Annotated in this window: 13 protein-coding genes; 4 read left to right on the top strand and 9 right to left on the bottom strand. The window is 59.1% G+C overall.

The annotated features are described in order from the left end of the window. Nucleotides 1–97: 97 nt before the first annotated feature. Complete coding sequence (locus tag DWW51_RS09040; protein ID WP_117774263.1) at nt 98–2,626, bottom strand: phosphoketolase; 2,529 nt, start codon at nt 2,624–2,626, stop codon at nt 98–100. 204 nt (nt 2,627–2,830) lie between these two features. Further along, nucleotides 2,831–3,859 (bottom strand): LacI family DNA-binding transcriptional regulator, encoded by a 1,029-nt coding sequence (locus DWW51_RS09035; RefSeq protein WP_117774262.1) that lies wholly within the window; start codon nt 3,857–3,859, stop codon nt 2,831–2,833. A 183-nt stretch (nt 3,860–4,042) separates the two neighbouring features. Between DWW51_RS09035 and murB the strand changes: the two genes are divergently transcribed. Then, nucleotides 4,043–5,005 (top strand): UDP-N-acetylmuramate dehydrogenase, encoded by a 963-nt coding sequence (gene murB / locus DWW51_RS09030; protein ID WP_117774261.1) that lies wholly within the window; start codon nt 4,043–4,045, stop codon nt 5,003–5,005. 68 nt (nt 5,006–5,073) lie between these two features. Here the strand turns inward: murB and DWW51_RS09025 are convergent, their stop codons facing one another. Both DWW51_RS09025 and DWW51_RS09020 read right to left on the bottom strand, forming a co-directional pair. Then, complete coding sequence (locus tag DWW51_RS09025) at nt 5,074–5,439, bottom strand: hypothetical protein (RefSeq protein ID WP_117736085.1); 366 nt, start codon at nt 5,437–5,439, stop codon at nt 5,074–5,076. A 481-nt stretch (nt 5,440–5,920) separates the two neighbouring features. After that, nucleotides 5,921–7,126 carry a hypothetical protein gene (locus DWW51_RS09020; protein WP_117774260.1) on the bottom strand — a complete coding sequence of 402 codons (1,206 nt, stop codon included), beginning with the start codon at nt 7,124–7,126 and terminating at the stop codon, nt 5,921–5,923. Nucleotides 7,127–7,392: 266 nt separating this feature from the next. Between DWW51_RS09020 and galE the strand changes: the two genes are divergently transcribed. From galE to glgP, 3 genes are all read left to right on the top strand, one after another. After that, a complete protein-coding gene (gene galE / locus DWW51_RS09015) occupies nt 7,393–8,454 on the top strand; it encodes a UDP-glucose 4-epimerase GalE (RefSeq protein WP_117736891.1) in 1,062 nt (353 codons plus the stop codon). 208 nt (nt 8,455–8,662) lie between these two features. After that, nucleotides 8,663–10,180, top strand: coding sequence for a 4-alpha-glucanotransferase (gene malQ, locus DWW51_RS09010; RefSeq protein WP_231501628.1), 1,518 nt, complete (start codon nt 8,663–8,665; stop codon nt 10,178–10,180). Nucleotides 10,181–10,307: 127 nt separating this feature from the next. Further along, nucleotides 10,308–12,575, top strand: a complete 2,268-nt coding sequence (gene glgP, locus DWW51_RS09005; RefSeq protein ID WP_231501627.1) for a glycogen/starch/alpha-glucan family phosphorylase — start codon at nt 10,308–10,310, stop codon at nt 12,573–12,575. A 536-nt stretch (nt 12,576–13,111) separates the two neighbouring features. On the opposite strand, the gene DWW51_RS09000 is transcribed toward glgP, so the two are convergent. The 5 genes from DWW51_RS09000 to DWW51_RS08980 all read right to left on the bottom strand — a co-directional run bounded on the left by DWW51_RS09000 (nt 13,112) and on the right by DWW51_RS08980 (nt 18,503). Then, nucleotides 13,112–14,311 (bottom strand): ABC transporter ATP-binding protein, encoded by a 1,200-nt coding sequence (locus DWW51_RS09000; protein ID WP_055252176.1) that lies wholly within the window; start codon nt 14,309–14,311, stop codon nt 13,112–13,114. A 68-nt stretch (nt 14,312–14,379) separates the two neighbouring features. Continuing rightward, entirely contained in the window at nt 14,380–15,219 is an 840-nt protein-coding gene (locus DWW51_RS08995) for a carbohydrate ABC transporter permease (protein WP_117564839.1), read from the bottom strand. Then, nucleotides 15,219–16,073: a carbohydrate ABC transporter permease gene (locus DWW51_RS08990; RefSeq protein WP_055252174.1), complete on the bottom strand. Its 855-nt coding sequence runs from the start codon at nt 16,071–16,073 to the stop codon at nt 15,219–15,221. The genes DWW51_RS08995 and DWW51_RS08990 overlap by 1 nt, the downstream gene beginning before the upstream one ends. A gap of 87 nt (nt 16,074–16,160) precedes the next feature. Beyond that, the gene (locus DWW51_RS08985; RefSeq protein ID WP_055252173.1) at nt 16,161–17,477 is read right to left on the bottom strand and encodes an ABC transporter substrate-binding protein; all 1,317 of its coding nucleotides are present in this window, start codon (nt 17,475–17,477) and stop codon (nt 16,161–16,163) included. 306 nt (nt 17,478–17,783) lie between these two features. Next, on the bottom strand, nt 17,784–18,503 hold the full coding sequence (locus DWW51_RS08980; protein ID WP_117774257.1) for a GntR family transcriptional regulator: 720 nt from the start codon (nt 18,501–18,503) through the stop codon (nt 17,784–17,786). Nucleotides 18,504–18,611: the final 108 nt, after the last annotated feature.

Here is an 18,611-nt window from a genome sequence, read left to right as displayed (position 1 = left end):
TGGTGCCCTTCCTCGGAGAAGTTCGCGAAGCCCACTTCTCCGAGGAAGGGCACCAGCCCGGAGGCGGCCCCAGCGCGAGACCGTCCCGGATGCCTACTTACTCGTTGTCGCCCGCGGTCATCTGCGTTGCGGAGAGCGCGCCGTCGGCTGCTGTTGCGGCTGCGGCGTCGGGCCAGACCCAGTCGGTGAAGGCCGGGTGATCGTAGCCCTCATCGCACGCGAACTCGAAGGCCTCGGTGCGGAATGCCTCCCACTTATCAATCTGCTCGGCAAACTTATCGGCGTCGACCATGCGCAGCACGTCGGCGGCCAGTGCCCAGCGGTCCATGTTGTTCAGGCGCAGCATGTCGAACGGCGTTGTCGTGGAGCCTTTCTCCTCGTAGCCGTGGACGCGGAAGGCATCGTGGCCGGGGCGGTTCCAGATCAGGCGGCGAATCGTGCCGGCATAGGCGTGGAACGCGAAGAAGACGGGCTTCTCGCCGCAGCCGAACAGCTCAGCCCAGCGCTCGTCGCTGAGAGCCTGGTCGTTCTCGCAGACGTTCTGGATCTTGAGCAGGTCGACCACGTTGACGAACCATACCTTGATGCCCAGCTCGCGCAGCATGTCGGTTGCAGCCAGAGCCTCAAGCGTCGGCACGTCACCGCAGGTGGCGACCACGACGTCGGCCTCGGCGAGCGAATCGGCGGTCGATGCCCACTCCCAAGTCGCAACGCCCTCGGCGAGCTCCGCCTTGGCCTCGTCGACCGTCTGGAAGGTCGGAGCAGGCTGCTTGCCGCAGAAGATGGCGTTGACGCAGTCAGTGGACTGGTAGACGCGCTCGGCCACGGCGAGAGCCATGTTGGCGTCGGCCGGATAGTAGGCGTTTACGATGTGCGTGTCGTTGGCCTTGTTGAGCAGCAGGTCGATAAAGCCGGGGTCCTGATGCGAGAAGCCGTTGTGGTCCTGACGCCAGACGTGGCTCGACAGCAAAATGTTAAGGCCGCTGATGGGGGCACGCCACGGAATCTCGCGCTTGGTAGTCTCGAGCCACTTGCAGTGCTGGTTGACCATGGAGTCGACCACATGGACAAAGCTCTCGTAGGAGCTCCACACGCCGGAACGGCCAGTGAGCACGTAGGCCTCGAGGAAGCCCTCGCATTGGTGCTCGGACAGCTGCTCGACGACCTTACCGGAGCCTGCCAGCAGCTCGTCGTTGGCCTCGTCCTCGTAGAAGCCGGCGTCCCACTGCTTCTTGGTCACCTTGTAGGCAGCCTGCAGGCGGTTGGACGCGGTCTCGTCGGGACCGAAGATGCGGAAGTCATCCATGTTCTTGGCCAGAACGTCGGCAGTGTACTCACCAAAGACGCGGGCGGCCTCGGTGGAGCCCCAGCCATGACCATTAGTGTCGACGGGGACCTCGTGGGCGTGGATATCGGGCAGCTCGAGCTCGCGACGCACCTTACCGCCGTTCGCGTTGGGGTTGGCGCCGATGCGCAGCTCGCCGGTCGGCATAAAGGCCGTCACCTCGGGGCGCACCTGGCCCTCGGGCGTAAAGAGCTCCTCGGGCTTGTAGGAACGCAGCCACTCGCGCAGCACGCGGAAGTGCTCGTGGGTGTCCTTGGCACTCGCCAGCGGCACCTGATGCGCGCGCCAGGAGTCCTCGGTCTTCTTGCCGTCGATCTGCTTGGGGCAGGTCCAGCCCTTGGGCGTGCGGAACACAATCATGGGGTAGGCCGGGCGGACCACGGTCTCGCCTGCGGCGGCCTGGGCCTGCGCGGTTGCCTTGATGTCACAGATCTCATCGAAGACCTGCTCAAACAGGGCAGCGAAACGCGCATGAATGCTTGCGTGGCTCTCGTCGTCAAAGCCGGCGACAAAGAAGTGCGGCTTATAGCCCATGCCCTCAAAGAACTTGGTGAGCTCTTCGTCGGACACGCGGGCGAGGATGGTGGGGTTGGCGATCTTGTAGCCGTTGAGGTGCAGGATCGGCAAAACGATACCGTCGGTTGCCGGGTTCACGAGCTTGTTGGATTGCCAAGAGGTCGCGAGCGGGCCGGTCTCGGACTCGCCGTCGCCCACCACGGCCACGGCCAACAGGCTCGGGTTGTCCATGACGGCACCGTAAGCGTGGCTGAGCGTGTAGCCGAGCTCGCCGCCCTCGTGGATGGAACCGGGCGTCTCGGGCGCAAAGTGGCTCGGGATGCCGCCGGGATAAGAGAACTGGCGGAAGAACTTCTGCAGGCCTGCCTCGTCATTGGTGATGTCGGGGCGAATCTCGCGGTAGGTACCGTCGAGCAGCGACTGAGCAGTACCGGCGGGGCCACCGTGACCAGGGCCCATCAAGAAGATAGCATTCTGGTTGTGGTCGGCGATCAGTCGATTGACGTGACCGAACAGGAAGTTGATGCCGGGCGTGGTGCCCCAGTGGCCAACCAGGCGGTGCTTAACGTCCGGACGACCGAAGTCGCGCACCTCACCGGTTTTCTCGTCGACAAAGTCGGGGCGCATTAGCGGGTTAGAGCGAAGGTAGATCTGACCGACGGACAGATAGTTCGATGCGCGCCAATACAGGTCGACGCCCTCGAGCTCGGAAGCCGGCACCTCGTGGCCCAGCTTTTGCCACGGCGTCCCCAGTGTTTTAGCCATTGTTTATGTCCCTTCGCTGTGCGGTCACCCTCCAATACGGCAACCTTTCGTTGGGACCAGTATATTTGCTAAAACGTTTTATCATGGTGAAAAAACGTTTTATCACCCTTATCAATCCCATCGATTAGCAAAACGCGACATTCACCTGCGGCGTTGATTGTCACAGGTGCTCCACATTCGGTCTCTGCAAATTGGTAAACGTGTTTAGTTGTGTTTAGTAAGCTCGAGCACGCTGTCCTTAACGATAAGTGCCGGCTCCAGAACGACCTCTTCGGCACGCCTACCGCCCCTACCGGCAAGACGCTTGGACATGCAGCCAAAAGCATGCTCCGCAAGGACACCAGGATCCTGCTCAATCGCGGTCAGCGCCGGCTCAAAGAGAACGTCGGCCGCCGAGTTGTCATAGCTTACGACCGAAATATCGCCCGGGATGCTCTTCCCCATCTCGTGCAAGCGCTTGAGCAGACCGAGGGCGATGTTATCCGAACTTGCGAACACAGCGGTGGCATCAGTTGCGAGCACCGCCTCCGAGGCCTCGTAGGCACTCGGAATGTAGTACTCGCTCTCAAACTCCAAACGCGCGTCGATAGGCAAGCCAACCTCGCGCAGTGCGCGCTCATAGCCGGCAAGTCGCTTACGCCCCGTATTGGAACGGCGCGCGTTAACCAAGCAGGCAATGCGACGGTGGCCCTGCTCGATCAGATAGCGGGTGGCCATGTAGCCACCCATCTCGTGGTCGAACATCACCTTGTCGCACTCGAGCCCTTCAATGGCACGGTCGACCATCACGGCCGGGATGGGCAGGTGGCTGACTTCTTCGCGCAGGGCGCGGTCGTCGGAGAACTCGTCACCCACCACCAGAAAGACGCCGTCAACACCGCGCGTCACCAGCTGGCGCAGCAGCTCCAGATCGTCATCGGCGCTTCCGCCCGAGCTGGTAATGAAGAGCGCATAGCCGTCCTCGCGGCAGCGCTTTTCCAGGCTACCGGCGAGCGAAGCAAAAAAGCGGCTCTCGATGTTAGGGACGATAAGGCCTAGCGTGCGCGACTCGCGCATGACCAGGCTGCGCGCGATCTGGTTGGGAACATAGTGGTTGCGCGCCGCGACCTCTTTGATGAGCTTGCGGTTTTCTTCCGAGATGCGACAGGGCCGATTATTGAGCACAAGCGAGACCGACGAGGGGGAAAGCCCCACCTCCTGGGCGATCTGCTTGAGGGTGACTTTGTTGGCCATCTCGCTCCTTCCGGGTTTACGCGCAATCTCTTGAAAGTATAGCGACTACCCCTCTACCTCGGTGATAAACACTTTACCAATCCGGTAGACGGCTGTTTTATCGCCGCCAGCGCACCAAATCCGTCCGGGTGGGGTATATTGCAATCGATTGATGACAACGACCACCAAAAGGCGGCTATTAGTATGCACGAAAACGATTTTTTTAACGAGGACCTGCTGTGCGCGCTTGCTGGCGTTGCCGGCGAGGACAACGTACTGATGAGCGAGCCCATGCGCGAGCACACCACGTTTAAGATCGGCGGCCCGGCCGACGTCTTTGTCACGCCCGATACCGAGCAGGGCCTCGTCGCCACGCTCGATACCTGCTATCGCTGCGATCTGCCCCTCACCATCGTGGGCAACGGCTCCGACCTGCTCGTCGGCGACAAGGGCATCCGTGGCGTCGTCGTGGCGCTGGGCGAGGGACTCTCCGACATTACGGTCGACGGCACGCACGTCACGGCGGCAGCCGGCGCCTTGCTTTCCGATGTCGCCGCTGCGGCAGCCGAGGCCGGTCTCACCGGCATGGAGCCCATCTCGGGCATCCCCGGATCGGTCGGCGGCGCCTGCCACATGAACGCCGGTGCCTACGGTGCCTGCATGGCCGATGTGCTGGGGTCCGTGCGCGTCTACAAACCCGCTCGCCAGCTCGACGACGGCACCCGCGGCAGCGGCAACATCATCGAGTTCGATGTCGACGAACTCAACCTGGGCTATCGCAAGAGCCGCATCGCCGACGACGGCTTTATCGTTCTTTCGGCCACCTTCCACCTCGCACCGGGCAACGCCGCGATGATTAAGGCCGACATGGACGACTACCGCCAGCGCCGCGAGGACAAGCAGCCACTCGACATGCCGAGTGCTGGCTCCACTTTCAAGCGCCCCGAGGGTTACTTTGCCGGCAAACTCATCATGGATGCCGGCCTGCGAGGACACGCCGTTGGCGGCGCGCAGGTGAGCGAGAAGCACTGCGGCTTCATCGTCAACGCCGACCACGCCACCGCCGCCGACGTCGACGAACTCATCCGCCACATCCAAACAACCGTCAAAGACCAATTCAACGTAGACCTAGAACCCGAAGTCCACCGAGTCGGCGAATTTTTATAGCCTGCCCACCGCGATCCACTTTAATTAATAACGGGACAAGTGATCTAGCTCACTTGTCCCGTTATCATTTATTTGCGAAGAACATCGGCTAGCCGCAGGATTGAAATCATCGACCGATAAGTGAGTTCCACTTTTTCGCCCGCAAGCAGTCGTTTCGAGCCAATCTCATCTAGCCCCACAAGCCGAGAAAACAGCGGGCCGCTCATCGTGCCCTCGTCAATTGACTCCCTTATGGTCTTCAAAACGTCCGTATCATGAAGCGATGCCGAGCTGTAGGGGGCAACACGAGCGGAACTCTCAATTAACGACGAGACAAAAGGATGGAGATGCTTTGGACATAGTCCATCAAACACCACATCCCCATTGTCGTTCGAGCCGACCAGGCGCCAAGTATAATGATCGACCCAGTCATCCCCGTCATATATGGCGTCCATGAGCAACTTCCCGTCTAGAGAGAGAAACCTATTTGGACATCGGGGCGCAAGACCGCAATCCATATAGGACCCGCAGCAGCTCCAACCCAACGCACCGCTCGACAATTGTAAATTGCGGCTATTTTAAATCTACATGATCAGTTCGAGTTCGCAACAAGGCGATTATTGCAGCTAGGTTCTATTTCATTTTCCACTTTGGTGAGCCGTCGGCTCCAAATTCCAAAACCAAAGTCCACGGAGTCGATAAATTCATTTAAAAAAGGCCCCGAAAGGGGCCTTCGCCATATTTATTCAGACAACCAGTCCGGTGTGTGACGCATTGGATCCGAGAGGTCCGTGGCTGCCCGGAAGGCATTAGGTTGATCGCGAGTTCCGCACGAGTCGGAGAGCACTTAATGTGCTCTCCGTGCGAGCAGGACTGTCCGAGCAGGCAACCTAATGCCTTCCGGGCAGCCACGGACCGACTTACTTCAAACCGCCGTTACGACAGCACCACGCCGCCGAGCCAGCCCCAACGCACGCCAGAGCCCGTACCGTAGAACGAAATAAACGAATCGAGCGACTTCGACGTAATGGGGCCCTCGTTGCTCATAACGATGCCGCCGCCGATATAGATGCCCACGTGGCCATACAGCAGGCCCGGCGCACCGGTGCCGCTATGCGATGAGTCGGCAACAATCATGCCCACCTGCAGCGCCGAGCGGTCGGAGCTATAGCACCAGGCGTTGAACATGTCACACGCGTTGCCGCCAAAATAGCCCACGCCGGCATTGCGGAAGACATTGGTAACCCACGCCGCGCACCAGTTCTGACCCGGCGAAGGCGTGGAGTAGCACGCGTTGACGACGGCCTGCTGCTTGCCCGAGCCGGCATTCTGCTGCGGAGTTCCGGGCGCATACGATCCACCGCCCGAGCTCGAACCACCCGAGTAGGAATTGTTCTTGTTCGCGGCGGCCGCGGCAGCGGCGGCCTTCCTAGCGGCCTCCTCGGCCTGGGCGGCAGCGAGAATCTCGGAATCGCGCTGAGCCATGAGCTCCTTGACGTCGTCGGAAAGACCGTTCAGCACGGTCTGGACTTCTTGCTGCTTGGCCTGCATATCCTGCATCTGAGCCGTCTGCTGGTCCTTGAGTTTCTCCAGGTTGGCCTTTTGTGCTTCGAGCTCGGTCTTCTGCGCGTCGAGCTCAGCCTGAATCGTCTGGATATCCTCGATGGCATCGCGGTCGCTCTTGTTGATCTTCTCAACGTAATGCGCGTTGGCGACGAGTTCCTCAAACGAGCCAGAGGCCAGCAGCAGCGACAGGATGTTCGTACCGCCGGACTTGTAGCTGGCGGCCACGCGATCGGAAAGGTCGTTGCGCTTCTTCTTGAGCTCGGCCTTCTTTTCATCGATCTGGGCCTGCGTGTCGTCAATCTTGCCCTGGACATTCTCGATGTCGTTGAGGGTCTGGGCATTCTTGTTGGCCAGCGCCGCATACTCATTTGCGATGCTGTCGAGCTGGGCCTGAACCTCGTCGAGTTGGGCCTGGGCGGCATTCAATTTATCGGTGGTTTCTTTGGAAGCCTCCGCCGCATGGGCGCGAGTGGGCAGGCCAAAAAGAACTGCCGCAGAAGCGGCGCCGAACAGGGCCTTAAGGGCAGTGCGGCGCGAGAGCTCCTGGGAAAGGATGGAATCGCTGTTTGGTGACATATGTACTCCGTTACATGCTTATTTATATGTCGCTCAACTCATACATATTAGCGTACATATGGCGCGTCCCAACGATTTCCACGAACGGCAGGAAACTACAAGTTCGGCGGCTCGTAAGCAATTGTTAAATTTGAGGTAACAATTGAGCAAGCTCTTATATGAGTACGTTAACATAATCCTCTGCTTTTCCTACAGTGCACCATTTGGGCGTCCCCGCCTGCGCTATACTCCCCTCTAGAAGTGTTCCTGATTCGATAGGAGACTACATGTCCAAAGCACTCGACCCCAAAGACACCTGCGTCCTCGTTACCGGTGGCGCCGGCTTTATCGGCTCGCACACCGTCGTTCAGCTGCTCGAGGGTGGCTACCAGGTCGTCATCGTCGATGATCTCTCCAACTCCAGCGCCGTCGCCGTCGACCGCGTCAAGACCATCGTGGGCGACGAAGCCGCCAAGAACCTCACCTTCTACAAGGCCAACGTGCTCGACCGCGATGCGATGAACAAGATCTTCGATACCCATCAGATCGACCGTGTCATCCACTTTGCCGGCTTTAAGGCCGTCGGCGAGTCGGTGAGCAAGCCCGTCGAGTACTACCACAACAACATCGAGAACACCCTGGTGCTCATCGACGTCATGCGCAACCATGGCTGCAAGTCCATCATCTTCTCGAGCTCCTCGACCGTCTACGGCGACCCGGACAACCCGCCCGTCACCGAGGAAGACCCCAAGAAGCCCGCAACCAACCCCTATGGCTGGACCAAGTGGATGATCGAGCAGATCCTTATGGACGTCCACACCGCCGACCCCGAGTGGGACGTCGTGCTGCTCCGTTACTTCAACCCCATCGGCGCTCATCCGTCGGGCCTGATCGGCGAGGACCCCAAGGGCATCCCCAACAACCTGGTGCCCTATGTCGCCCAGGTCGCCGTGGGCAAGCTCGAGGCCGTTCAGGTCTTTGGCAACGACTACCCCACCCCCGACGGCACCGGCGTGCGCGACTACATCCACGTGTGCGATCTGGCCTCTGGTCACGTTGCCGCCCTTAACTGGATGAACGGCAAGACCGGCGTCGAGATCTTTAACCTGGGCACCGGCACCGGCACCTCGGTACTCGAGGTCGTCGCCGCCTTCTCCAAGGCTTGTGGCAAGGAGCTGCCCTACGTGATCCGCGAGCGCCGCGCCGGCGACATCGCTGCCAACTGGTGCGATGCCTCCAAGGCCGAGCGCATGATGGGCTGGAAGGCCCAGTACGACATCGCGGACATGTGCCGCGATAGCTGGAACTGGCAGAGCCACAACCCCAACGGCTTCGCCGACGCCGAGTAGCAAAAACCTACATACCGTTCTTGCCCCGATCTCACGTTGTGAGGTCGGGGCTTTTTCATGGCATGTAGCCATTCGCCGAAAATCGACCAACTTTTTTATCTTGCCTGTACATGTTTAAACAACATGTTTTACAATAGGCGTATCGAATCAGAACATCGGAGGCGGACTGCACACCCATCGGCAGGCCGACCCCACAACAAGAAGGTTGGTGAGCGCATTCATGGAGCGTGCAAGCGGCGTCCTCATGCCCGTCTCATCTCTGCCCGGACCATACGGAATCGGCGGCTTTGGCTGGAATGCCTACGACTTCGTCGATTTTCTCGCCTCGTGCAAACAACATTACTGGCAGATTCTGCCCCTTACGACGACCAGCTATGGCGATTCGCCTTATCAGTCGTTCTCGGCCCGCGCAGGCAACCCCAACTTTATCGACTTTGCCGAGCTTATCGAGGCAGGGTATCTGGAGCAGCGCGATATCGATGGCGTGTATCTGGGATCCGACCCCAGCAATGTCGACTACGGTGCTATCTTTGGCGGCCGCCGTCAGATTCTCGACCGCGCCGCCGAGCGCTTTGCTGCCGACAAGCCGGCCGATTTCGATGACTTTATCCAGGCCAACGAGGACTGGCTCATCCCCTACTGTGAGTTCATGACCGTCAAAGAGGAGTGCGGTCTCAAGGCGTTTTGGGAGTGGCCCGCGGAGCTCCGCACCCGCGGCGAGGCTTCCGCCAAGGTCTGCGCCGACCATCCGGCGCGTATGCTCTACCACCAGATGACGCAGTACTTCTTCGATCGCCAGTGGAGCCGCCTCAAGGCCTATGCCAACGAGCGCGACATTCTCATCATCGGCGACCTGCCCATCTATGTCTCGCGTGACTCCGTCGAGATGTGGGCGACACCTGAGCTCTTTAAGATCGACGCCGCCGGCAATCCCGTGAGCGTCGCCGGCACGCCGCCCGACCAGTTCTCGGCCACCGGCCAGTACTGGGGCAACCCCATCTACGACTGGGACGCCATGGAGGCGTGCGGCTTCTCCTGGTGGGAGGGCCGCATTCGCTCCGCCCTCGACATGTACGACGTCATCCGCCTGGATCACTTCCGCGGCTTCGAGGCTTATTGGGAGGTGCCGTTCTCCTCGCCCGATTCGTCCTACGGTTCGTGGACGCAGGGGCCCGGCCTCAAGTTCTTCAAGACACTCGAGGAAAAGCTCGGCACGCTGCCCATCATCGCCGAGGACCTGGGCTTCCTCACCCCCGGCGTCATCGACATGCGCGACAACTCGGGCTTCCCCGGCATGAAGATCCTGCAGTTTGCCTTTGAGGGCACCAACTCGTACTACCTGCCGCACAACTACATTGCCAACACCGTCGCCTACGTGGGCACCCACGACAACGAGACGGCACGCGGCTGGTTTGAGGGAACGGCTACCCCGCGTCAGCGCGAGCAGGCAGCCCTGTACACCCATCAGCAGGCCGGCGAGCCCATCACCGACGCGCTCAACCGAACCATCGCCGCCAGCGTGAGCGACACGTGCATCTACACCATGCAGGACCTGCTTAACCTGGGCAACGAGGCGCGCATCAACACCCCTGCCACGCTGGGCGGCAACTGGACCTGGCGCATGCTCGACGGCGCCATCACCCGCGAGCTCGAGCACAAACTCACCGACTGGACCGAGACCTACTTCCGCATCCCGTCGGAAGCCGAAATCGAGCTTCCTCAATAGGAGCTACCGCGCCCGACCCCTCCCCACCGTGCGGACGCGCTTGCTTACCCGCGCGAGGCCACCCCAATCCCCTCGCGCGGGATTCTTATGAATTGCAGACATGAAACAACCCATCACAGGAGAAAACATGCCCCAAATTAACCTCATGGAACTCGCCGAGCAGTCTTTTGGCACCTCGCTCGAGCAGCTCGACGACCGTCGCATTTACAAGCTGCTGGTCAAACTCGTGCAGGAGCGCTCCGCCACCTGCCCGCTCAACAACGGCAAGAAAAAGCTCTATTACATTTCCGCCGAATTTTTGATCGGCAAGCTGCTCATCAACAACATGATCGACCTCGGCATCTACGACGAGGTTAAGGACCAGCTCACCGCCGCAGGCCACGACCTCAACAAGATCGAGGAATTCGAGGTCGAGCCCTCGCTCGGCAACGGCGGCCTGGGCCGCCTGGCCGCGTGCTTCCTGGATTCCATCGCCACGCTGGGCTTGACCGGCGATGGCGTGGGCCTCAACTATCACTACGGTCTGTTCCGTCAGCGCTTTGTCGACAATCAGCAGAAGGCCGTCCCCGACGAGTGGCTCGGTGAGCAGGACATCCTAGTCGACGATGACCGCTCCTACACCGTCGAGTTCGGCGATTTTGCCGTTACCTCCAAGCTCGTCAACATCGATGTGCCCGGTTACGACCAGCCCACCAAGAACCGCCTGCGCCTGTTCGACCTGGCGAGCGTCGACGACGGCCTGGTCCCCGGCAGCTCCATCGACTTCGACAAGACCGAGATCGCCAAGAACCTTACCTTGTTCCTCTACCCCGACGATTCCGACGAGCAGGGCCGCCTACTTCGCATCTATCAGGAGTACTTCATGGTGAGCAACGCCGCCCAGCTCCTGATCGACGAGGCCGTCGAGCGCGGCAGCAACCTGCACGATCTGGCCGACTACGCCGTGGTCCAAATTAACGACACGCACCCCACCATGGTCATTCCCGAGCTCATCCGCCTGCTCACCACCGAGCACGACATCGAGTTTGACGAGGCCGTTACCATCGTGCGCTCCATGGTCGCCTACACCAACCACACGATCCTTGCCGAGGCGCTCGAGAAGTGGCCGCTCGCCAGCCTGCAGAAGGTCTCCCCTGCCATCGCCGACATTATCGTCAAGCTCGATGAGGTCGCGAAGGCCGAGCACGATGACCCGCGCGTCGCCATCATCGACGAATACGACACCGTCCACATGGCCCACATGGACATCCACTTTGGCTTCTCCATCAACGGCGTAGCCGCCCTCCACACCAAGATCCTGGAGGACACCGAGCTTCATCCGTTCTACGAAATCTATCCCGAGAAGTTCTCCAACAAGACCAACGGCATCACCTTCCGCCGCTGGATCCATGGGGCCAACCCCGCGCTCGCCAGCCTGCTCGACGATGTGATCGGCACCGATTGGCGCAGCACCGGCGATCTGAGCAAACTCGCCAAGTTCGCTGACGACAAGGACGTTCTTGAGCGCCTGGCCGCCACCAAGGTCGAGGCCAAGGCCATCATGCGCCAGTTCATGGCGCTCGAGCAGGGCGTGACCATTCCCTCCAACGCCATCATCGACGTCCAGGTCAAGCGCATCCACGAGTACAAGCGCCAGCAGATGCTCGCGCTCTACATCATCTGGAAGTACCTCGATATCAAGAACGGCAACAGACCTAAGCACCCCGTCACCATCATCTTTGGCGGCAAGGCGGCGCCTGCCTACACTATCGCGCAGGACATCATCCATCTGATCTTGACGCTGTCTCAGTGGATTGCAAACGACCCCGACGTGGCTCCCTACCTGCAGGTTGTCATGATCGAGAACTACAACGTCACCGCCGCCGAGCGCGTGATCCCCGCCGCTGACATCTCCGAGCAGATCAGCCTGGCCTCCAAGGAGGCGAGCGGCACCTCCAACATGAAGTTCATGCTCAACGGCGCCCTAACCCTGTGCACGCTCGACGGCGCCAACGTTGAGATTGCCGAGCTCGTGGGCGACGAGAACATCTATACCTTTGGTGCCTCGTCCAAACAGGTCGAGCAGCTCTACGCCGACGGCACCTACAACGCCGGTGCGCTCTACCGCAAGCCCGGCATTAAACTGCTGGTGGACTTCATCACCAACCCGGCCTTTATGGCAACCGGCAACGCCGAGCGCCTGCAGCGCCTGCACGACGACATTAAGGGCAAGGACTGGTTTATGGCCCTGCTCGACATTGAGGAGTACATCCAAACCAAGGAGCGCGTGCTGGCCGACTACGAGGACCAGGACGCCTGGATGCGCAAGGCGCTCATCAATATCGCCAACGCCGGCACCTTCTCGTCCGACCGTACGATCTCCCAGTACAACGACGAGATCTGGCACCTGAGCTAGCTCATTCCCCTTACCCATCCTCTTGAGAAACGGAGTCGTGGCAACACGGCTCCGTTTTTTGTGCCCGCACGTTACCCTGTGATCCGACTCGGCCAAACAATCTCGATCCGTAGCAATTACTCAACCAAAACGGTCCCAGCCGTTACAGATTGAGACATACCGGCCCCTCCCTTTGGGTTTATCTCAATCTGTAACATCTGGTACCAAAAATTGGTTCTTCCTGTTACAGATCGAGACAAACGGAATCGTCCCGCAGCAATATCTCAATCTGAAACATCTAGCAGCTGAAATTCGCCTTTGGTGTTACAGATTTAGATGAAATGGTTAGCTAAGCGGAACCGTCTCGATCTGTAATATCTAACGTCCGAAATCGGCCCTACCTGTTACAGATCGAGACAAGCGACCGGTCAGACAATCCCAACACAAAGAAAGGCTCCCCTCTCGCCCAGTGGACGGGAGGGGAGCCTTATATGTGACCACGGCAAAAGGATGGCAAAGCCGCAGTCGCCCAAAAGGAGGGCCTGATTGGATCGGGCCTAGATAAGGTTCTTGCCAGAGACCTTATCGAAGAGGTGGGTCGCGTTCTTCTCGAACTTGAACCAGATGGGGTCGCCTGCCTTGAGCGCGCCCTTGGCCTCGAGGTCGACGACGGGGATAATCAGGACAAACTGGCCGTCGGGAGCGGTCACGTGGACATGCTCGGTCGAACCCATGAGCTCGGTCACCTCGACGGTACCCTGGAGCGCGCCCTCCTCGTCCTTGTCGGCAAGCAGAATCTGCTCGGGACGCACGCCGGCCGTGATCTCCTTCACGTCGCCGCCGTCCCAGTTGAGAGCAAGCTGAGCGCAGGTCTCGGGGGCGAGCGCCACGTTCATATCCTCGGTCTTGACGGTAAAGCCGTTGCCCGAGCGCACCAGCTGGGCATCGAAGAAGTTCATCTGCGGCACGCCGATAAAGCCGGCGACGAAGATGTTCGCGGGATGGTTGAAGACCTCCTGCGGGGTGGCGATCTGCTGGACGACGCCGTCCTTCATGACCACGATACGGTCACCGAGGGTCATGGCCTCGGTCTGGTCGTGGGTGACGTAGATGAACGTGCCCTTGATCTCGTGGCGCAGCTTGATGAGCTCGGCGCGCATCTGGTTGCGCAACTTGGCGTCCAGGTTGGACAGCGGCTCGTCCATCAGGAAGACCTTAGGGTCACGCACGATGGCGCGGCCGATGGCGACGCGCTGACGCTGACCGCCCGAAAGCGCCTTGGGCTTACGGTCGAGGTACTCGGTAATACCCAGGATCTCGGCAGCGGAGCGGACCTTGCGGTCGATCTCGTCCTTGGGGACTTTCTTGAGCTCAAGCGTAAACGCCATGTTCTCGTACACCGTCATGTTGGGGTACAGAGCGTAGCTCTGGAACACCATGGCGATGTCGCGGTCCTTGGGAGCGACGTCGTTGACGCGCTTGCCGTCGATGAGCACATCTCCCGAGGTGATATCCTCCAGGCCGGCGACCATGCGCATCGTCGTGGACTTACCGCAGCCAGAAGGGCCAACGAGGACGATGAACTCCTGGTCGTGAACGGTGAGGTTGAAGTCCTCTACAGCGAGCACACCGTCCTCGGTAACCTTAAGGTTGTGCTTCTTCTCCTCGGTCTTCTTCTTTTTGCCAAAGAAGCCCTTCTTTTTTGACTCGTTGTTGGGATACACCTTCTGAACATGTTTGAGAACGATCTCGGCCATGTCTTTACCTTTCGATACGCGGCGCCGCGCTGAGGGGCGCCGCCAAAACTTGCAAAACAGTTACGGCATCAGCCCTTGACGGCACCTGCCACAACGCCGTCAATGATGTACTTCTGGCAGAAGATGTACATGATGACGATGGGGATGACGACCATCATGATGCATGCCATCATGGGGCCGAGCTCGACGTGGCCATAGCCGCCGCGGAAGTACTGGATCAAGATAGGAATGGTCTTGTACTTGGTGGAGTCGAGCGTAAGGTAGGGCAGCAGGTAGTCGTTCCAGACCCACATGGTCTCAAGGATGCCGACCGAAAGATAGGTGGGCTTCATGATGGGAAGGACGATCTTAAAGAACACCTGGACCGGGTTGCAGCCGTCAATCATGGCCGCCTCTTCGATCTCGAGCGGGATGTTCTTTACAAAGCCGGCGAACATAAAGACCGCGAGGCCCGCGCCAAAGCCCAGATAGATAAAGCAGATGTTGAACGGCGTGTTGAAGCCGATGCGGTCCGCCAAATTGGACAGCGTGAACATGAGCATCTGGAACGGTACGACCATCGAGAACACGAACAGGTAATAGAAGAAGTTCGAGATCTTGTTGTTGACACGAACCACGTACCAAGCGCACATGGAGCAGCACACCAAGATCAGCACGACCGACGTGACCGTGATGATGAGCGAATACATAAACGCCGAGGCAAAACCCTGCTCGTTTAAGGCATGCACGTAGTTTGCAAAGCCGTTGAACGTCTCGGGCGTGAGCAGATCGAACGCCGTGGTGGTGCTGATTGCGGTCCCCTTCTTAAAGGAATTGAGCGCAATCATGAACACGGGGTAGATCCACGCGAGCGACAGGATCGTAAAGAAAATCGAGAGCGCGCGGTTGATAGCCTTATCGCGTTTCATTACTGCTGCACCTCCTTGGACCTCGTAGCCTTAAGCTGGATCATAGAAATAGCGACAACCAGGATGCAGAAGATAACTGCCTTGGCCTGACCGATGCCCTGCCATGCGATGCCAGCACGCGAATAGAACGTGTTGTAGATGTTCAGGGCGAGCATCTCGGTGGAGTGCGCCGGGGCGCCACCGGTAAGGGCGAGGTTCTGGTCGAACAGCTTAAAGCCGTTGGTGATGGACAGGAACAGGCAGATGGTGATGGTCGGCATCAGGTTGGGGATCTTAACCTTCCAAAACGTCTGCCATGCCGTAGCGCCATCGACCTTGGCGGCCTCGATGTAGTCAGACGGAATGGACTGCAGACCGGCGATGTAGATGATCATCATGTAGCCGACCTGTTGCCACAGGGTCAGGATGATAAGGCCCCAGAAGCCAGCGGCGGAGTTGAGGGCGATAAGCTGGGCACCCACGTTGGAGAGCAGGCAGTTGATCAGAATCTGCCAAATGTAACCCAGTACAATGCCGCCAATCAGGTTAGGCATAAAGAAAATCGTACGGAAGATGTTGGTGCCCTTGAGCGCCTTGCGAGTGAGCGCCTGCGCAATGGCCAGCGCGATCACGTTGATGAGCACCGTCGACAGGAAGGCAAACGCCACGGTAAAGAAGAACGACGTGGAGAACTGCGGATCGGACAGCGCGCGCACGTAGTTCTCGATACCGACAAAGTGCGCGTTATTGATGGTAATAAACTGGCAGAACGAGAGATAGAAACCCTGGATAAAGGGAATCACGAACCCGATCATAAACGCCAGGCACGTGGGCAGCATAAAGAGCGGCCACCAGCGCTTGAGTGCTTTGCCCATAGAAGGGTCCTTTCAATATGCAGGGGGCGGGCAAACCTACGTCTGCCCGCCCCCTGTCGCTAATCAGATAGCTTGGGCAGCAACTGCTTACTCGGAAGCAGCCTTCTCGGTCTTCCAGCCATCGACGAAGGCGTTCTTGACGCCGTCCCACTTGGTGTTGTCGGCAGCATAAGCGATGAGAGCCTGCTTGAGGTTCTTCTTCCACTCCTCGGAGGGGATGTAAACGAAGTCCCAAGCGACGGTCTTCTTGCCGTCCTTGGCCATAGCAACGGCCTGCTGAGAGAAGACGTTGGTGGTCTCCTTAGCGCTCTTGAACGGGGCGGTCAGACCCATCTTGTCAGCGATGATGCTGGTGGCGGTGTCAGAAGTGACGCACCAATACATGAAGTCCTCGGTGGCCTTCTGGGCATCCTCGGAAGCCTGGGAGCTGACGCACCAGTAGTTCTCGCCGCCGGAGCACAGGCCCTGGTTCTCCTCGCCGTCGACGCCGATGTAGATCGGCAGCATGCCGAGCTGGTCGTCGGTCATACCGGCCTTGGTGAGGTCGGCGTAGGCCCAAGAGCCGTTCTGATAGAAGACGGCCTTGCCGGTTGCGAACTCGTTGGTGGCGTCGTCACCGGTCTTGGAGGCGAGCTGCGAAGGATCGCAGGTGGAGTCGGTGATGTACAGGTCGAAGATCTGCTTAAAGTTGTCGAGATACTCGCCCTTGATCTCGTCGTCCTCCTGATTGTGCTCCTTCTCGAACTCGTAGTAGAGCGGGAGGTTGGCGAGGTGCGTGGTGTAGCGCCAGCTGGAGGAGTCATCCATACCGGCGGAAGTGAAGGCACCGTCAACGCCGAGCTCGTCCTTGCGGGCCTGGATGTCATCGGCGCAAGCCTTCAGCTTGTCGAAGGAGTTGATGTCCTCGGCCTTGTAGCCGGCCTTCTCGAGGAGCTCCTTGTTGTAAATGATGCCGTAGCTCTCCTGAACCCAGTCGATACCCAGATCCTTGCCGTCGGACTGCAGCGCCAGGGAGTCGTCGATGAGCTCGCCGCGGAGCTTGGTGTCGGAAAGATCGGCGCAGTAGTCCTTCCAGTTCTTAAGGCCGGTGGGGCCGTTGACCTGGAACAGCGTCGGAGCGGAGCTCTTGGACATCTCGGACTTGAGCTTCTCCTCGTAGGTGTTGGAGGCGGCGGTCACGATCTTGACCTCGACGCCCTTCTCCTTCTTGTACGCCTTGGCGATCTCCTTCCACTCCTTGTCGACCTCGGGCTTGAACTGGAGGAAGTAGACCTCGGCAGCGTCACCAGAAGCAGAGGAGCCAGAGCCGGCAGAACCACCGCAGCCCACGAGGCCCAGACCAAGAACCGCAGCCGCGGAACCAGCAAAGCCCAGGAACTGCCTTCTGCTCATTTCGTTCTTCATTACAATCCACCCTTTCACACCGTGGCGGCACCCTTTGCCGCCGCCTTCGGAGATTGGCTCGGGGACTTTGCCCCTTTTGCTGACTTGTACAATACGCTATTTGGCTAGTTGTTTGAACAAGTATTACTAGAGCGGTAGAAAAACTTCGGTGAACGGTAATTTCGACTTGATACTTGACAAGTTTTGTATAAACAATTATTTGTTATCGAATGCAGAGAAAACGCCCGATCAAGCCGATGCATCGTCGGTTTGACCGGGCGTTTTCGCTTTGAGGGCATGAGTCTCGTCAGGCTGCGAGCTAGCCGGCTATCGCTTGGAATTGACGCGGTAATGGAAGATCTCGGGGTGTGTGCGGGCATGCGTGACCTCGAACAAGATGCCGTCCGAGGTGTACGACTGGCTCTCCATAACGGCGACGCAGTTGTACTTGCCGAGGTCCAGATAGCTGCAGTCTTCATCGTTGGCGAGCTCGACACTCACCGTACGACGGCTCGCCATCACTTTGACGCCGCGCTTGTGCTCCAGATAGCCGTAGATAGAATCCGCCGCGATCTCGGGGGTCAGGCCCTTGGCGATCGACGCCAAAAAGTAGCCATGGTCCACTTGGCGCGCGCTGCCGTTGAGGCTTCGGACACGCACTACGCGAATCAGCTCCTCGCCCACCTTAAAGCCCAGGCGACGTGAGAGTTGCTCAGTGCAAATCAAATGTTCAAAAGACTTGACCTCGGTCGATGCGACGGCATTGTTGCGTTTTGCGAACTCGCCAAACGACTCAACCTCTTCGAGTGCGCCCAGCATGTCGGTTTCGCCCTTAAGCCAAATAACGCGCACGCCCTTACCGTGTATAGGCTGCACAAACATCTGGTCGGCCAGCATGCTCAAGGCGCGTCGAACGGTATTGCGCGTGCAGCCAAACTCCGCGGTCAGCTCGGCTTCGGTTGGCAGCATCTCCTGAAACGCATAGGTCCCGTTGGTGATGCGCGAACGGATCTCGCGGTAGATTCCTTCGTAAATCGCTTTTGGCATGATTTCACCTCTAATGAATATGTATGGCTAGGCACGATAGCATTTCTTAAAGTTGTTTAAACCGATTATCGGTAAAGCACGGATTATTTACCGTCGACGGTTCCCCCG

Origin of the sequence: Collinsella sp. AF15-51 (assembly GCF_003462845.1) — a bacterium.
Taxonomy (GTDB): Bacteria; Actinomycetota; Coriobacteriia; order Coriobacteriales; family Coriobacteriaceae; genus Collinsella.
This window is presented reverse-complemented; position numbering and strand designations above follow the sequence as displayed.